This is a genomic window from Gelidibacter salicanalis, from assembly GCF_016469035.1.
GTDB classification, from domain to species: domain Bacteria; phylum Bacteroidota; class Bacteroidia; order Flavobacteriales; family Flavobacteriaceae; genus Gelidibacter; species Gelidibacter salicanalis_A.
On the sequence record NZ_JAEHJZ010000046.1, the window covers coordinates 64,915 to 81,515 of the forward strand.

The window sequence follows — 16,601 nt, forward strand, 5'->3', positions numbered from 1 at the left end:
TAAGACGGTACATTAAATGGTTTCGAAATCTTTTTAAATTAGTGAAACTCAATTTTTAAAAGTTGCGAAGCAATGAATTNNACTAATCCCGCTTTTTAGCGGGATCCTTGGGTTTTATTCCCCGACGCTCTGCGTCGAAATAAAAAAGGAACTTCTACTTGATACCTCGTACCCTTGGGTCGAGGTTGTTCATTATCGCAAAAGTGGATGATAGCACAATGGCAAACACCCACTTCAGTTATGTTGAAAAATCTATTAATTAATACCCCACAGCACCACCATCAGGACTTGATGAATCAGATGCACCTATATAAACAGCGCCATCAGTAGGGATTAAAATGCCCATTAAACGGCCCAAATTTTCTCTGCCCTTAACCACATGGCCCATCTCTTCCAATGCTTTTTTAGTGTCTGGAGATATCAAATCATTTTCAAAGATCAATTCATCTGGAAACCATTGGTGATGGATTTTCATAGCTTCGATTGCTTTTTTGATAGGCATATCATAGGCTACTACATTTAATATGGTCTGGAACACCGTATTGATAATGGTGCGTCCGCCCGGGCTACCAATAATCAGGTAAGGTTTCCCATCTTTGGTAACAATGGTTGGACTCATACTGCTCAACATGCGTTTTTCTGGCTGAATGATGTTAGGATTGGTACCTATTAACCAACCGCTGTCGGTATAACCCGGCTGCGGATTGAAATCGCCCATTTCATTGTTAAATATAAAGCCCAATTTTGGTGATCCCAGTCCAGAACCATAGGATTGTTCAAGTGTGTAGGTTAAGGATACTGCATTTCCTGTTTTATCAATTACCGATAAATGCGTGGTGTTTTTACCATCATAAAGTTGTCCAAACTTTAAAGTATCGCTCACAGAAGCTCTGTGGAGGTCAATATTATTATATCGCATTTTGGCAAATTCTTTTGAAGTCAATCGATCAAGTGGCATTTCTAAATTAAAATCCGGATCCCCTAAATATTCCGCTCTATCTGCAAACGCACGACGCATCGCTTCAGCAACCAGGTGTACATAGGCTGTAGAATTGAAGGCAATAGAATCGAGATTGGCCTGTTCCATGATGTTCAACATTTCAATAATGGCCACACCTCCAGAGCTTGGCGGCGGCATAGAAACAATACCATACTCTTTATAGGTTCCGGTGATGGCTTTTCGCTCTACGGCTTCATATTTTTGAAGATCTTCAAGAGTGATAATTCCACCATTGGCCTTCATAAACGTCGCAATTTCTTGTGCCACAGCACCTTTGTAGAACCCGTCCTTACCTTTATCTCTAATCAATTTTAAGGTTTCGGCTAAATTTTTCTGTACCCATAATTCACCGTGCTTGGTAAGTTCACCTTTTGAATTTTTATAATAATCTTTCAAAAATTGAGGCTGTGAGCCTTTATTGAAGTTTTTTGCGTGTTCTGCCAATGTATATGAAAATTCCACGCCATTTGCAGCTAAGTCTACTGAAGGTTGTACTAAATCTTTCCAAGGCAGTTTGCCATATTTTTGATGTGCCATGAATAAACCAGCCACAGTTCCTGGTACGCCAACCGATTTTAAGCCTTGGTGATTGCTGTCTTTAATTAAACTGCCGTCGCTGTCTAAAAACATGTCTGCTGTAGCCAGTAAAGGCGCTTTTTCTCTAAAATCGATGGTCGTCGACATTCCATTGGCGTCCATATAGACTAAGAATCCGCCGCCGCCTATATTTCCGGCCTGCGGATGGGTGACCGCCAATGCAAAAGCCGTCGCAATGGAGGCATCAATGGCATTGCCGCCTTTTTTAAGAATATTGGTGCCCACTTGCGAGGCTACCGTATTGTCAGAAACTACCATGCCGTTTTGACCGTAGGTCTGTGCGAAACTTGTATGGTAAAAAAGAGAGGTCGCTAGAATAAGAGCGATGACGAAAGAAGATTTAATGTTTCTCATGGTATTAACTAGGATTGCGGAATAATTTGTAATCAGCTTCTAATTTAGTGAATAAAAGTTGATTTTGGATACGGATGCGACTGTTATGAAACACACGCAAGGTAAAATTGCTAAACAGCAAAATGTATGTAGCAAATGGAGGATTTTTTACACACGTATTGGTCAATGGTGTGTTTTTGAACAACACTGTTTTTTTGCCTGATACACTCTATAAACAACATCGTTAGGGCATATTTTGTTTCAATTAATCGTAGGATTTATGGAGATGAGTTGTTGGTGGAAAACACCAACAACGGCAGAAACAGCAAAATGTATGTAGCAAATGGAGGGTTTTTTACACACATATTGGTCAATGGTGTGTTTTTGAACAACACTGTTTTTTTGCCTGATACACTCTATAAACAACATCATTAATGCATATTTAGTTTCAATTAATCGTAGGATTTATGGAGATGAGTTGTTGGTGGAAAACACCAACAACGGCAGAAACAGCAAAATGTATGTAGCAAATGGAGGGTTTTTTACACACATATTGGTCAATGGTGTGTTTTTGAACAACACTGTTTTTTTGCCTGATACACTCTATAAACAACATCATTAATGCATATTTAGTTTCAATTAATCGTGGGATTTATGGAGGTGAGTTGTTGGTGGAAAACACCAACAACGGCGTATCAACACCACCACCACCACCGACGGAATTAAAACATGAACAGCGGCAAAGGGTTTTATAGAGTCTGTTTAGGATAAACATGATGAAATTTCAAAATTATTCCTTCAGTTCAAAAACAGCTAAAACATTCTTATGATCCGTAGGCCAAACCCCATCGGATGTTTCTATAGGATCTTCTGAAGTTTCCAATACCCTTTGGTTACGAACAATCGAACCTTTTGGTCCTGTAATCTTAACTTCCTTAAGCTCTAATTGATCAGAGGGTAGGTAAAAAATATAATCAATTCGGTCTCTATCATCTGCGTCAGGTGCCCAAGCTAATTTTCCAAGTGGCACGAGAGGCGTATCTGCAGGAAATGTAAACCCGGGATGGGTTACGGGGTTTGGATATGCTTTACGATAGGCATCAATAAAACCCGCTTTGTCCAGTTGTAATGTGTTATGCCAAGGCATTACCACACCGTTATGATCGTATAAGTTTTTAGTGCTTTCTGTCCAGTCCAAAAAGGAAGCTTCGTTAAGGTCGCCACCCAAAATGACCAGTCTGCCAAGAGATTTTTCTGCCATCGCATCTTTTATAAAGGCAGTAATGGCTTCATCACGTTTGGACGCTAAATTGTCGATTGCAATGGTTAAGGAATCGGTAACGTGATTATTGAGTTTTCTCCAAGTAGAACTGTCATAACCCCGAGGTAAATAAAGGCTACAATTTAAGTAATCAAGATGGGCGCTGTAAAATGCGATTTCAGTGTTTTTGACTTTTATTATGGCTTTTGTAATAGATCCTTGGTCATTATGTAGAGGATATAGGGCTTGTTGTGAAAGTATCGGATAGCGGGAAAGAATGCCAGAATCTTCACTCCATTCTGAATAATAGGTATGCCCTTTTTTTGCTAGAGCTTTTACCAAACGTTCGGCTAGGCTTTTATCATTATAATTTCTGACTTCACTCAATGCTATTAAATCGGTGTCCGTACGAATGACTTCATCAATAATGGCGTCAAATCCGCCAGGAACAATGGTGCCTTCTTGCCAGATATTAAACTGTAGGACTTTTAACGACTGCTCTTTCTGCGCCATACAGGAACATGTGACCGCCAGAAACAGATAAATACTTAAAAAAGGGAGTCTTAAAAACATCTTTGGTTATAATTTGATGGATGCTAGAAAGGTAATAAGATTTTTTGATTCTTGAGTATTTCAGAGTTTTTTATAGAGATCATGTAGATGAGCTCAGCATCTCACCAATAAAAAAGCCAACGCATTAAACGTTGGCATTTAGACTATAAAAATGACAATGCAATTATTCAGGCGTATTCCACCATAATGGTGTTTTTAAACGAATAAGCGGATCATTGGTAGGCATATTCACATAATTACGATCTTCTTCATTATACTCATACATCATGGCTTGAATCCATTCGGCATCACCAGGAAAGATGTCAAGATTCACATTTACTGGACGTTGTAGTCCAGGATAAATATCAGCACTGTAATCCATTCTTCGCATATCCACCCAAGTTTCTGGATTTAGCACATTGGCGATATACTTTTGGGTCATAATTGTTGACAAGTCAATATTGGCAGCGCCAACCTCTGTGTCTAACAATGACAAATACGTTGTAATTTGGTTAGTTGGAACGTTTAGTTTTTCTAAATCAGCGCGAACAGCTTCTTTAAAAGCAGCATAGGCGCCTGGCATATCATTTTTTCGCAATCGTGCTTCAGCTTCAATAAACTTAACTTCGCTGTAGGTCATCATGTAAGTAGGTGCTGTGGGGCTGGTATAAAAACCTCCATTACCTCTAGAATAATTATCTCCAGAATCACCGGCCAAGCCGCGGCCTACATCTAAACCTACATACCCACCATTAACCGCTTCAGGAACGATAATTGATAATCTTGGGTCCTCTACTGCAACGGCAGAGTTTAAAGGGTTTTTTAAGAGATTGACAAAAAACGTTGAAAAATATCTGAATCTAGAAGACCCGTAACCACCTTCCGCAAAAGGCTGTCTTTGGTTTTCTGCTTCGCCACCCACAAAATTTTGTTGTGCATTTAAAGCATTAGAGTTGATACCGGCTTGTGCAGCTGCAATAATGGCATCCGCATCATAAGCCATATCTCCTGAGGTTTTTTTGCTTAAATGATTTAAGTAACGTGCTTTTAGTGAATGGGCAAAACGAATCCATTTGTCTTGATCACCATTATAAAGCACATCGCCACCCTCAACATTAAGTCCTATAGGGCTTGTTTGTTGCAGTTCTACAATCGCCTCATCCAGTAATTTGAAAATAGTTTGATACGCTTGTTTTTGGGTCACAAATTTTGGAGTAATGTTCATGTTGGATTCCCCATCATAAGTGTCCTCTGTTACAATATCGCCATACTGATCAGTAGTCATCCCAAAGATATAGGCTCTTAATATTTTACCCACTGCGGTATAATTAGGAGCATCGTACTTTTCTCCTAAAACAATTAAATCGGCTGTGTTAGGTAGCGCATACACATAAGCGTTCTGCCATAAAAAATAACGCCCGGTGGTAAATGTATTGGTCCAAGAGTTAGAATCATAGGCCGTTGTGTGATGTGCTGCATATTGTGTAACACCAATGACTTCTCTAGCGCCTCTATATTGGGCGGTACCAGTAGTGTTTTCAATGGCTCCCTGTATTCTATATTGTGGCGCGAGAGAACTCGTGGTAGGAGCTGTTTCTGAACCGTTGACATCAAAATAGTCTTCACTACATGATGTTGCAATTACGGCTAATGCTATTACTGTATATTTTAAAATTTTCATAATTATATTTTTTTTAAAATCTAAATCTTAAACCTAAGTCAAACCCTTTCACATTTGGAGTTCCAAGGTTGTCAATATTCGTGGAGCCTGCACCAGCGATGCCTGCACCAAATGTATTTACCTCAGGGTCTGCGCCACTGTAGTTGGTAATTGTAAATAGATTACGTCCTGTGGCATAAAGTTCCAAACCGGATAGTGATAATTTATCTAAAACTTCTGTTGGAAATTTATAGGATAACGTGACGTATCTCAATCTGGTGAATGAACCATCTTCAATGAAGTTTTCAGAATTTTGAGAATAATAAAATTGGTAATAATTCTGGTCTCTTTCTACGGCAATGGTGTTTTCATTTCCTGCGGCGTCTACACCTGGAAATACTACGGATTCATTTCTGCCATCAACAGTGTTGGTACTAAGTCCGTAATAGGCCAAGGCAGATTCTGTAGCGTTGTAAACTTCTCCACCTTGAACAATATCTAATAGGAAGGACAAATTTAAATTTTTATAGCCTACAGAATTAGAAATGCCTAAAGTCCAATCAGGGGCTCTATTAACGTCGGTATACGTTTGATCTGTGAGCACGGGTAAACCAATAGAATTAATGAGAGCCTGCCCATTTTCATTTATTACTGGTCTTTTGCCACGTAGTCCAAATAAAGACCCATCAAGAACGGCTGCTCCAGCTGCTGAGTTTCTAAACGTCCAAGAATCTGATAAATATACTTCACTTAAGAAGCCTGGCAATTCTTTAACATCACTCTTATTGGTGCCAAAGTTAAAATCCAAATTCCATGATAGCGTTGAAGTACTAGGTAGCATCTGTAATCTTAACATGGCTTCAACACCACTATTTTTAATGTAACCCCCATTTAAAGTTGCGTAAAAAGTCCCTGTGGTTGGTGGTACTCTAATATCTCTTAAAATTTGATTGTCAGAGGTACTAGTGTAATAGGTCACATCTAATCCAACTCTATTTTGGAAAAAACGCATATCAGTTCCTATCTCAAAACTGTTTGTAAATTCAGGTTCTAGATTGGGATTGCCAACATTAACGCCATTCCAAGTATAGGATGAACTGGCCAAGCCATTGATGTTTGTTCCTAAAGAACTTTCTAAAGCCCCAATTGGCGCATCTTTACCTACTTGAGCCCAAGTCGCTCTAAGTTTAAAATAGGTTAAACCATTTTCAGAAGTAATGTCCTTACCATATGCTTTAAACAAATCGCTTACTACGGCCGACATCCCTACTGAAGGATAAAAGAATGATCTCTTATCTTTTGGAACTGTAGAAGACCAGTCATTTCGACCCGTTAAGTTTAAGAATACCGCATTTTTCCAGCCAAATTTAAGTTCTCCAAAAAGGCCAACAATGCGCTTTCTGGTAATGAATTCAGAAATTTCTTGATTTTCTTTTAAGATATTACCAATACTGTAAATTCCAGGGGCTTGAAAAGATTTACCTGAGGTTCGGGTAGTTCTCACATCTAATTCTTCAACAGAATTGCCAATCATTCCATCAAATGAAAAATCTTCAGTAATGTCTTTTTGATAATTCAAAAAGATATTAGAGGTTAATCGGGTATGGTCTTTTTCAAATTGACTTATATAACCGTCCTCTCTCGTATCTATTAACGATCCGTTGCCTGTAACCTTTTTGTTAAATTCTGTGTAGTTATCCGTTCCTATTTTGTAGGACAGGTTGAAATCATTTAAGAACTTATAGTTTAAACTTATAATGCCGATTAATCGTTTGGTTTCATCAGAGTTAGGACTGTTATTGGTACTCCAATACGGATTGTCAGCCTGTTGGCCTAAGTAAAACGCCTTTTGAGATCCGTCAGCATTTAAATAATCTTTTGCATTTACATCCGCTGGAAACGCTAACAAACTTCCAAAACTACTTCCTGACGCATTCCCCTGTTTACTGCTTAAAATATCTGTTGTAATGTAGTTTGCAGAAATACCAACCGTAAAGTTATCACTTACATTAGAATTGGCATTTATTTTAAAGGATGTTTTATCATAACTGGTGCCTTGGATGACACCGTCTTGGGAAAGGTCTCCAATAGACATATAAATATTACTTTTTTCAGTACCTGAAGAATAACTTAGGTTATGATTTTGGGTGGTGCCACTTTCATAAAAATCTTCAATATTATTAAAAGTAGGCGTATCTGCTCCAATGGCTTTTCCGAAAGAGAATGGCGATTCCAAATCGTAATCAATAATACCTCCTGCCACTCTGTTTTGAGCACCTTTTCCAAATGTTTTTTGAACATTAGGAGTGCCTATTATTTTATCAGAAGATATGGAGCCTGAATAACTAACTGTACTCACCCCAGCTTTTCCTCTTTTAGTAGTTATAATTACCGCTCCGCCAGCTGCCTGAATACCATATAATGCAGCAGCTGCAGGACCTTTCAGCACGGAAACACTTTCAATATCCGCTGGGTTAATGTCTGAAGCTCTATTAGTACTGGCAACTTCTAAACTAGAACTGGTAGAGTTGTCAATCGGAATTCCATCCACAACAAATAAGGGTTGATTGTTTCCTGTAATAGACGATCCACCACGAATTAAAATAATAGCAGAAGAACCAGGGGCGCCACCAGAGTTGACCACAGTAACACCAGAGACTTTACCTTGTAATCCACTGACCATGTTATTCTGGTTGCCTTCCATAAGTGCGTCAGATTCGACAGCTTGTACCGCATAGCCTAAAGCTCGCTTTTCCTTTTTAATGCCTAAAGCCGTAATAATGACTTCGTCCAACTCATCGCCCGCCAATAGTGCCACATTAAGAGGTGCTGTAGAAGTAACCTTGACTTCTTTGGTTTGAAAACCGACGTAAGAAAAAACGAGGGTGGAGTTTAATGGGGCTTCAATTACATAATTCCCATCAAAATCTGTAACTGTGCCAACTGAAGTTCCTTTAACCAGAACAGTAGCTCCCAGTAGAGGTAAGTTGTCATCACTTGATGTTACAGTTCCTGTAATTTTTGAACTTTGTGCAAAAGTTAGTTGCGTAAAGCACAAAACAAACAAGAAGTGCATTAATAGTTTGCCTTTCATAATAAGTTAGTTTTGATATGTTATTTAAATCAAATATAAATTAATATTTTAAATAATGCATAAAAAACGCATTATTTGCACCTCAATAATGCAATAAAAATGCACTATATTTATCGAATCAGTAGTGCTAGAGCAAGATTATTTTTTTTCTATTCAAAAATACTGACAGTTAGTTTTTTTGATTACTTTTCCAAAATCCTAACTAACTCTTTTTTACGTATGAAAAAGAATGACAGACAGCGCTTAATTATTGATAAGGTCATGCTGCATCGTAAAGTTGATTCAGATAATTTGGCGTTAGAATTGAATGTTTCTGCAGATACCATTCGGAGAGATCTCAATGAATTGGACGAAAAAGGCCTGCTTACCAAAGTACACGGAGGCGCCGTGTCTTCCATTCAAAAGCTATTTCACTATAACGAAAATGCCGTTTTCAATAGAGACAAAAAACAGTGTATTGCTGCCAAGGCGGCACCATTGTTAGAAGATGGAATGGTAGCCATTGTAAGCGGTGGTACAACCAACTTGGTGTTTGTGAGCAACTTGCCCAAACATTTAAAAGCCACCATTTATACCTATAGCCTTGAAATTGCGTTGCAGTTAACGGACCATCCGCATATTGAAACGGTGTTTATTGGCGGAAAGATTCAAAAAAAGTCGATGGTGACCATAGGGATTGAAGTCTTTCAAATTTTATCCAAAATTCATGCAGATATTTGCTTTGTGGGGGTCAGTGGTATTACCCTCGATAAAGGCATTACGGATGAAGGCTATGAAATTGCTTTAATTAAGAAGGCCATGATAGACGCCTCAGATAAAGTGGTGTCTCTGATAACTTCCAATAAATTAAATGTCAGACAGAATTATTCCGTATGCCCGTTGGTAGGTATTGATGTGATTGTTACGGATTTAGAGGCCAGCCATCAATTGTTGACGGGTTATGGAAAAAAGGGGGTTTTGATTTTGTGATGTTGATGATGGTTCTTTTAAGGTGTATGGCCCATTGGAGTAAGACTGTAAAAGGAAGTTCCATCAAAACGGAAGAGTCCTCTTTTATCTCTTGACCAAAAATGTTTTTTTTTAATCGTGAGGTTGTTGGTGGGAAACACCAACAACGGCCAAAAAAATGATGACAAGCGAAATAATCAGACGACAGTTTGTTATGGCTCGTGAGGTTGTTGGTGGAAAACACCAACAACGGCTAAACACCAACAACGGCTAATGCTCTATCTTTATTTATCACTTATTTAATAGCTAGATTGAATGTTGTCATTTAGATAAAATAAAACGATGGATCCATTCCAATCTGTGATTAAGCTATCACTTCTATCCTCCAAAATAAACTATTAGTTCCAAATAGCCCCTATAATACTATATATCTACTTTCCGAAAATCAACGCTTTGGGAGAAACTTACTCCCTTAAAACCGATGATTAGCAAATTAGCCCTACCTTTGCCCAAAATTAAAGGAGTGACCTAAATTAATAGTGTTTGCTTCGTAAACACATTTTATGTCATTTAACTCATTAGGATTATCTGATGCTTTACTTAAAGCAGTCAGCAAACAAGGCTATACTTCGCCATCACCAATTCAACAAAAAGCAATTCCGTTAATATTAGAAGGTAAAGATGTTTTAGCATCGGCACAAACGGGTACCGGAAAAACTGCAGGTTTTACACTGCCCTTATTGCAATTGCTATCACAAGGGCAACCTTTGCGCCAGCGCCCAGTTAGAGCATTGGTATTGACGCCAACACGCGAATTAGCGGCTCAGGTGTATCAAAACGTTAAACAATACAGTACGTATTTAGATATTAGAAGCACCGTTATTTTTGGTGGTGTCAACCAAAACCCGCAAGTGGCAACACTTCGCAATGGGGTGGATGTGCTTGTCGCTACTCCTGGCCGTTTGTTAGATTTGCATAACCAACGTTTAATTTCGCTTGCCAATATCGAGATTCTCGTATTGGATGAAGCTGACCGTATGTTGGATATGGGCTTTTTGCGCGATATCAAAAAAATTATGGCTGTCATGCCTGCCAAACGTCAAAACTTGTTGTTTTCGGCTACATTTTCTAAGGACATCAAAGCCTTGGCGAATGAGATCTTAAACCATCCGGTTTTGGTAGAAGCAACTCCAGAAAACACCACTGTTGATGCTATTGACCAACAAGTCTATCGTGTAGCCAAGGGTTTAAAACCTGATTTATTGGTCAAATTAATCTCTGACGGAAATTGGGAACAAATATTGGTATTTACACGTACCAAACATGGCGCCAATAAACTGACTAAAAAATTGATCAGTAGTAATATTACGGCCATGGCCATTCACGGAAATAAAAGTCAAGGGGCCAGAACGAAAGCGTTGGACGGTTTTAAAAAAGGAACAGTCCGTGTTTTGGTAGCTACTGATATTGCTGCCCGCGGATTGGATATCCCGTTATTACCACACGTGATCAATTTTGAACTTCCTAATATTGCTGAAGACTATGTTCATAGAATAGGTAGAACGGGAAGGGCAGGAGCCAGCGGATTGGCAATTTCATTGGTAAGTGCTGATGAAACTTCGTTTCTGCGGGATATCGAAAAACTGATTGGCGAACGTATTCCTATGGAAATTGTGGAAGGTTTTGAACCAGATCCCAACGCCTCTACAGAGCCTATCAAACAAGGACAAGGGAGAAATAACAGACCACAAGCTAGAAAACCGTCAGGTGGAAATACTCAATCTTCAGGAAGCAATTCTAATAGAAACAGAAATAGAAGGCGGAATTAAAATGGAAACTGAAGTTGAAGTTGAAATTGAAAATGAACTTGAAACTATAAACCTCAAACCTCACACCTCAAACCTCAACCCCATTTTGCTTAGTCAAAGTTTAAAAAATAAAATGATCTCTGTCTGTGACGCAAAAATTGCATCCAAAGGACCGAATGTCGGTTTGTCTTTTTATGCTTTTTTCGCAAATAAAAATGATACGCCTATATTGTTGATGGAAGCTGCCACATGGTGGATTAGAACGCATAATTTGGATCATTTTGAAAAAGCCGTGAAGATTAAAGCGTTGGTGGAGAATGAGCGCTAATGGGTTAGTGATATATTATTGATGTTGATTTGAAATTTTTTTTGACTTCATTTCTGAATTCCAATTCCAGTTAGATTTTATTATTTTAGCAACTATATCAAATCAGTGCTATCAGTATAATCGGCGTTATCAGTGTTCCGTTTGTAGGAGAGAAGCACTTCGACTGCGCTTAATGAGACAAATGAACTTGAACTTGAACTTGAACTTGAACTTGAACTTGAACTTGAACTTGAACTGGAAATGAAAGTCAAGCCTGCCGTTCGAAGCTTTAGCGGAGTTGAATATAGAAAGTCAGGGCTGAATATTAAACATTCTTATCATGGAACAACCCAACAATCCCTTACATGGCATTAAGCTCGAACAAATCATTACAGATCTTGAAGCGCATTATGGCTGGGAATATATGGGCACAATAATCAATATTAAGTGCTTTAATGATACCCCATCCGTTAAATCGAGCTTGAAGTTTTTAAGGCGTACGCCATGGGCTCGTACCAAAGTGGAATATATGTATTTGAAAATGTTGGAAAAGAAACGCGGTTAAAGTTTTTTTTTAGATGATAATACTTGATTCTCTACACGTTTTGGAGTCTGCTAGTGATACATTCAACTTGAAACACTCGGTTCTCGATACGTTTTTAAGTCTGTTGCTATCGCGACAGACTTGAAAATCGAACGACAACCGATACACATTGTCACTTCGAGTGATTTTCAAGCACCATAGTGATTGAAAATAGTATCGAGAAGCGTGCTGAAACTTGAAAATGAACAACCTCGACCCAAGGGTAGGAGGTGTCGCGTAGAAGTTCCTTTTTTATTTCGACGNNATCCCGCTAAAAAGCGGGATTAGTTCAACTAACAATTTTTAATTCATTGCTTCGCAACTTTTAAAAATTGAGTTTCACTAATTTAATGACGTAAGGTTCTCGATATGCCTCGAAAGCTTTAACATAATCTTCGTTTATCAAATCATTTCCAAAGCTTTCGGGACACTCGAACTGACAAACCATATTATTTATTTGCGAGCAGGATAATCTCAAATTCAGAATCACTGCGGTTCGCGGTACGATTCCGATGAAGGATCGGAACCACTCGGTTCTCGATACGTTTTTAAGTCTGTCGCTGCTGCGTTTAACTTGAAATACTCGGTTCTCGTCACGTTTTAATTCTGCTACTGATACATTCAACTTGAAACACTCGGTTCTCGATACATTTTTAAGTCTGACGCGCTAGCGACAGACTTAAAAACACTCGAACTGACAAGGGGAGTGGAAGGATTTATTTTTCGATATACGGAAACATCAATTTAAACGTGTCGTTTACACTTTGATGCAAGATAGTCGCATGGTTTTCTTTTGGTAAGAACAGAAACTCAGTCTTGAGGTTTGGTTTTCCTGAATTTTTTAATAACTCAGCAAAAGTTCTAGCCTCACGCTCCATAATCTCACCTTCCGTACCTACAGACACATACACATTTACCGGCATCTTTTTATGGGCGCTTAAAAACATCTTGGCATCTTTAAGCAATGTTTCGTTATCCCACCATAAACTCGGACTCACAATAATATAATCGGTAAAAAGCGTTGGTTTTTTGAACAGAATTTCAGTGGCTAACAGACCACCTAACGATTGTCCGATAAGCATTTTTTGAGCATTTGTGGGGTAATTCGCGTTAATATAAGGCTGTACTTCGTTTTCTAAAAAGTCGATAAATTTTCTCGAACCCCCTGTGGTTGGAAAGTCCTTTTTCAATTTTTTGTCAATTGTAGGAAATGTGAAATCCTTTTTCCGATCGATATTGGCAATGCCCACCACGATGGTTTTTGGCATGTTCATCTGCAAATTAAAAAATTGAACTAAACCCACAATATGTACAAAATCTTCGTGCATACTGCCGTCCAACACATAAATAACGGGGTATTTTAAGGTGTCTGAAACTTTATAATCCTCTGGTAAATAAATGTTCAGCCTTCGTGATTCTGACAAAATTTTAGAATCGATGGTCACAACTTCACCAATAGTTAATGGTGTTTTTGAACTTTCTTTTAAACTGGTTTGCGCTTCCGCAGAAGAGAAGCAGATGGTCATTATAAATATACTATAAAAAAAATGTTTCATGTATTGCGTTTGATTTTTTTGATTTGGTTTCATTAGATTGATTCTTTTTTTTGACACGACTTACACGAATTATTAAACTATACCTGAAACTTAATACTCCACAAATCACGTCTTGATTTTTGGCTCTAACAGCGTAGCGGTCTTAGTTCTTTTTCAGACACGAATTCCACTAATATCACGAATTTTTAAACTATAAATTCAACAGGAATATTCCACGAATCAAGTCTTGGTTCTCTGTTCTAAAAGCGCAGCGATCTTTATTCTTAAAAGACACGAATTCCACTAATATCACGAATTTTTAAATTATGCATTCAACATGAATAGTCCACAAATTACGTCTTGATTCTTGGCTCTAACAGCGTAGCGATCTTGATTGTTTTTTAGACACGAATTGCACAAATTACACCAATTTTAAAACTGTAGTTCAAACATGAATATTCCACAAATCAAGTCTTAATTCTTGGTTCTAAAAGCGCAGCGATCTTTATTCTTAAAAGACACGAATTCCACCAATTTCACAAATTTTAAAACTGTAATTGAAACATGAATATTCCACCAACCACGTCTTGATTCTTGGTTCTAGCAGCGCAGCGGTCTTTATTCTATTTTACCCCAGTACAGCGCCGACCCTCCGGCAGGCGCTGTGCTGTTGTAAAATTAATCTTCCTCCTCCTCAAACAGCTCAATAGTCGCATCAAACTCAGCATCCTTAAATTCATCACGGCTGATCCAATATTCTGATGTTTTCATGATATACGAATTGTCGCCAGTAGCTTCTAATTGCCACACAATATCTTCTGCTTCGTCAAAAGCTTCTTTTCCGGCTAATTGATCTGAAAACAAGCGTTTAATCACGCTATTATTGGCTAAGGTTTTATCCAACACTTTCAATACCACTTCTTTGGTTACCTCTTTATTAGGGGTGATTTCAAATTCAATAATTGTTGCCTTGGCGCTAGGGAAGGTTCCATTATAGGCTTTGTGCAGCAATTGATTGATGTTGAAAAGCTCATGGTGCAAACTGATATCGCTGTATTCTTCTGAAATTTTATCCAACAACATGTCATGAGACATTTGGTCAATTTGACCTTCGTTTAAATGCTCAGCGAGTTTGTAATCTAACAACACTGCTGCAGCTTCAGGGCCTTCAAAATCTGAAATGGCCATAAAGAGCAAGTCTTTTAGCTCCTCAGGTTTAGAATCTTTGGCATCGGGAAATCCAAAAAGTTCCAAAAGTTTAATATAATCGGCATTAGTCCACGCGTCTTTAAATTCTTCAACAGTTTTAACACTGTTAATAATCATATGATAGGTCATAATTATTTCTTTTTTAGTTCAAATAAATCTGTTCTTCTGTCTTTTAAGTTTCTGACGCTTCCAAATTGGTTCAGTTCTCTTAAAAGGTCAATATCCACATCGGCAATGAGGATCATTTCAGCGTTTTGGGTGGCTTCAGCTTTTACGCCGTTGGTTGGAAACGCAAAATCACAGGGCGTAAATACCATGGATTGTGCGTACTGGATGTCCATGTTCTGAACGTTTGGTAAATTACCCACACTTCCAGCAATAGCTACATAACATTCGTTTTCAATAGCTCGTGCCTGGGCACAATGGCGCACACGAGAAAATCCGTTTTGAGTATCGGTCAAGAACGGTACAAATAGGATGTCCATACCTTCATCAGCCAAGATACGGCTTAGTTCAGGGAACTCGACATCATAACAAATGAGAATGCCAATTTTACCACAGTCGGTATCAAATGCCTTAAGCTTGTTACCGCCAACCATACCCCATACTTTGGCTTCATCTGGAGTGATATGCAATTTTTCGAAACGTTCCGTACTACCATCACGTCGGCATAGATAGCCCACATTGTGGAGCTGGCCGTCAACCACTTCTGGCATACTTCCGGTAATAATATTGATATTATAGGAAATGGCTAATTTTGAAAAACGTTGCACCATTTCTGGAGTATGTTTTGCCAATTCCCTAATGGCTTCTGGGGTAGATAAATGGTTGTTGCCCGCCATTAAAGGTGCATTGAAAAATTCTGGGAACAACGCAAAATCACTGCGATACCCAGAAACAGAGTCGATAAAAAACTCTGCCTGCTGCATCATTTCATCCATGTCCTTATACAAGCGCATTTGCCACTGTACAAGACCTAAGCGGACAATTTTTTTAATGGTAGTGGCCTTTTTGGACTTTTTCTCGTAATAAATATTGCTCCATTCCAACAATACTGCATAATCTTGGGATGATGCATCACCTTCAAGATAATTCTTTAAGATTCTGGTGGGATGGAAATCGTTGGAAATTTGAAAATTGAGCACTGGATCATGGATTTCCTTACGCTTTACTTTATCAATATATTCTTTTGGAGACAAGGTATCTGAAAACTTGTGATAATTTGGAATACGTCCACCAAAGGCAAGGCCTCTTAGGTTTAATCGTTCGCACAATTCTTTGCGATAGTCATATAAACGGCGCCCTAGCCTCAGCCCTCTAAATTCAGGTTTGATAAATACGTCAACGCCATAAATTACATCACCTTCATTGGTGTGGGTGCTAAAGGTGTAGTTTCCGGTAATGTCCTTATAGGTATGATTGTTCTCAAATTGGTCATAATCTACAATGATGCTCAAGGCACATCCCGCAATCTGATCGTTGATTTTAATAACGACCTGACCTTCAGGGAATTTTTCAATTAATTGTTTAATCTGATTTTCTCTCCAAAATGCATCGGGCATGGTTGTGTAAGACTCAATCATGGCCTGCTTTAATTCTTGATAATCATCAATGTTTAAATACTTTAATTCTATATTTTCAATGTCATTCATAGTGTCATTCAATGAGGGTAATGGTTCTTTTTTTGCGCAAAGATAGTTCTTAGAACCACTTG

11 protein-coding genes are annotated in these 16,601 nt (G+C 38.4%); 4 read left to right on the forward strand and 7 right to left on the reverse strand.

The window, feature by feature from the left end:
• Window positions 1-259 precede the first annotated feature (259 nt).
• From ggt to JEM65_RS17265, 4 genes are all read right to left on the reverse strand, one after another.
• Window positions 260-1,951: a gamma-glutamyltransferase gene (ggt, locus tag JEM65_RS17250; RefSeq protein ID WP_199602342.1), complete on the reverse strand. Its 1,692-nt coding sequence runs from the start codon at window positions 1,949-1,951 to the stop codon at window positions 260-262.
• Between the two features lie 769 nt (window positions 1,952-2,720).
• Entirely contained in the window at window positions 2,721-3,704 is a 984-nt protein-coding gene (locus JEM65_RS17255) for an endonuclease/exonuclease/phosphatase family protein (protein WP_233530712.1), read from the reverse strand.
• 223 nt (window positions 3,705-3,927) lie between these two features.
• Complete coding sequence (locus tag JEM65_RS17260) at window positions 3,928-5,424, reverse strand: SusD/RagB family nutrient-binding outer membrane lipoprotein (protein ID WP_199602349.1); 1,497 nt, start codon at window positions 5,422-5,424, stop codon at window positions 3,928-3,930.
• Window positions 5,425-5,437: 13 nt separating this feature from the next.
• Window positions 5,438-8,497 (reverse strand): SusC/RagA family TonB-linked outer membrane protein, encoded by a 3,060-nt coding sequence (locus JEM65_RS17265; protein ID WP_199602352.1) that lies wholly within the window; start codon window positions 8,495-8,497, stop codon window positions 5,438-5,440.
• Window positions 8,498-8,716: 219 nt separating this feature from the next.
• Between JEM65_RS17265 and JEM65_RS17270 the strand changes: the two genes are divergently transcribed.
• The 4 genes from JEM65_RS17270 (at window position 8,717) to JEM65_RS17285 (ending at window position 12,125) form a co-directional block, all read left to right on the forward strand.
• Window positions 8,717-9,466: a DeoR/GlpR family DNA-binding transcription regulator gene (locus JEM65_RS17270; protein ID WP_199602354.1), complete on the forward strand. Its 750-nt coding sequence runs from the start codon at window positions 8,717-8,719 to the stop codon at window positions 9,464-9,466.
• 542 nt (window positions 9,467-10,008) lie between these two features.
• The gene (locus JEM65_RS17275; RefSeq protein ID WP_199602356.1) at window positions 10,009-11,274 is read left to right on the forward strand and encodes a DEAD/DEAH box helicase; all 1,266 of its coding nucleotides are present in this window, start codon (window positions 10,009-10,011) and stop codon (window positions 11,272-11,274) included.
• Complete coding sequence (locus JEM65_RS23030; RefSeq protein ID WP_307810566.1) at window positions 11,213-11,581, forward strand: DUF6500 family protein; 369 nt, start codon at window positions 11,213-11,215, stop codon at window positions 11,579-11,581. The genes JEM65_RS17275 and JEM65_RS23030 overlap by 62 nt, the downstream gene beginning before the upstream one ends.
• A gap of 319 nt (window positions 11,582-11,900) precedes the next feature.
• On the forward strand, window positions 11,901-12,125 hold the full coding sequence (locus tag JEM65_RS17285; RefSeq protein WP_199602358.1) for a VF530 family DNA-binding protein: 225 nt from the start codon (window positions 11,901-11,903) through the stop codon (window positions 12,123-12,125).
• Between the two features lie 734 nt (window positions 12,126-12,859).
• Here the strand turns inward: JEM65_RS17285 and JEM65_RS17290 are convergent.
• The 3 genes from JEM65_RS17290 to JEM65_RS17300 form a co-directional block, all read right to left on the reverse strand.
• On the reverse strand, window positions 12,860-13,699 hold the full coding sequence (locus JEM65_RS17290) for an alpha/beta hydrolase (RefSeq protein WP_199602360.1): 840 nt from the start codon (window positions 13,697-13,699) through the stop codon (window positions 12,860-12,862).
• A 657-nt stretch (window positions 13,700-14,356) separates the two neighbouring features.
• Window positions 14,357-15,016: a hypothetical protein gene (locus JEM65_RS17295; protein WP_199602362.1), complete on the reverse strand. Its 660-nt coding sequence runs from the start codon at window positions 15,014-15,016 to the stop codon at window positions 14,357-14,359.
• Between the two features lie 2 nt (window positions 15,017-15,018).
• Window positions 15,019-16,539, reverse strand: a complete 1,521-nt coding sequence (locus JEM65_RS17300) for a carbon-nitrogen hydrolase family protein (RefSeq protein WP_199602364.1) — start codon at window positions 16,537-16,539, stop codon at window positions 15,019-15,021.
• Window positions 16,540-16,601: the final 62 nt, after the last annotated feature.

Bases quoted from the DNA above. Each gene is read 5' to 3' on its own strand.
- JEM65_RS17265 (WP_199602352.1), bottom strand. From the start codon at position 8,497: ATGAAAGGCAAACTATTAATGCACTTCTTGTTTGTTTTGTGCTTTACG.
- JEM65_RS17285 (WP_199602358.1), top strand. From the start codon at position 11,901: ATGGAACAACCCAACAATCCCTTACATGGCATTAAGCTCGAACAAATC.
- JEM65_RS17270 (WP_199602354.1), top strand. From the start codon at position 8,717: ATGAAAAAGAATGACAGACAGCGCTTAATTATTGATAAGGTCATGCTG.
- JEM65_RS17295 (WP_199602362.1), bottom strand. From the start codon at position 15,016: ATGACCTATCATATGATTATTAACAGTGTTAAAACTGTTGAAGAATTT.
- JEM65_RS17275 (WP_199602356.1), top strand. From the start codon at position 10,009: ATGTCATTTAACTCATTAGGATTATCTGATGCTTTACTTAAAGCAGTC.
- JEM65_RS17300 (WP_199602364.1), bottom strand. From the start codon at position 16,539: ATGAATGACATTGAAAATATAGAATTAAAGTATTTAAACATTGATGAT.
- ggt (WP_199602342.1), bottom strand. From the start codon at position 1,951: ATGAGAAACATTAAATCTTCTTTCGTCATCGCTCTTATTCTAGCGACC.
- JEM65_RS17255 (WP_233530712.1), bottom strand. From the start codon at position 3,704: ATGGCGCAGAAAGAGCAGTCGTTAAAAGTCCTACAGTTTAATATCTGG.
- JEM65_RS17260 (WP_199602349.1), bottom strand. From the start codon at position 5,424: ATGAAAATTTTAAAATATACAGTAATAGCATTAGCCGTAATTGCAACA.
- JEM65_RS17290 (WP_199602360.1), bottom strand. From the start codon at position 13,699: ATGAAACATTTTTTTTATAGTATATTTATAATGACCATCTGCTTCTCT.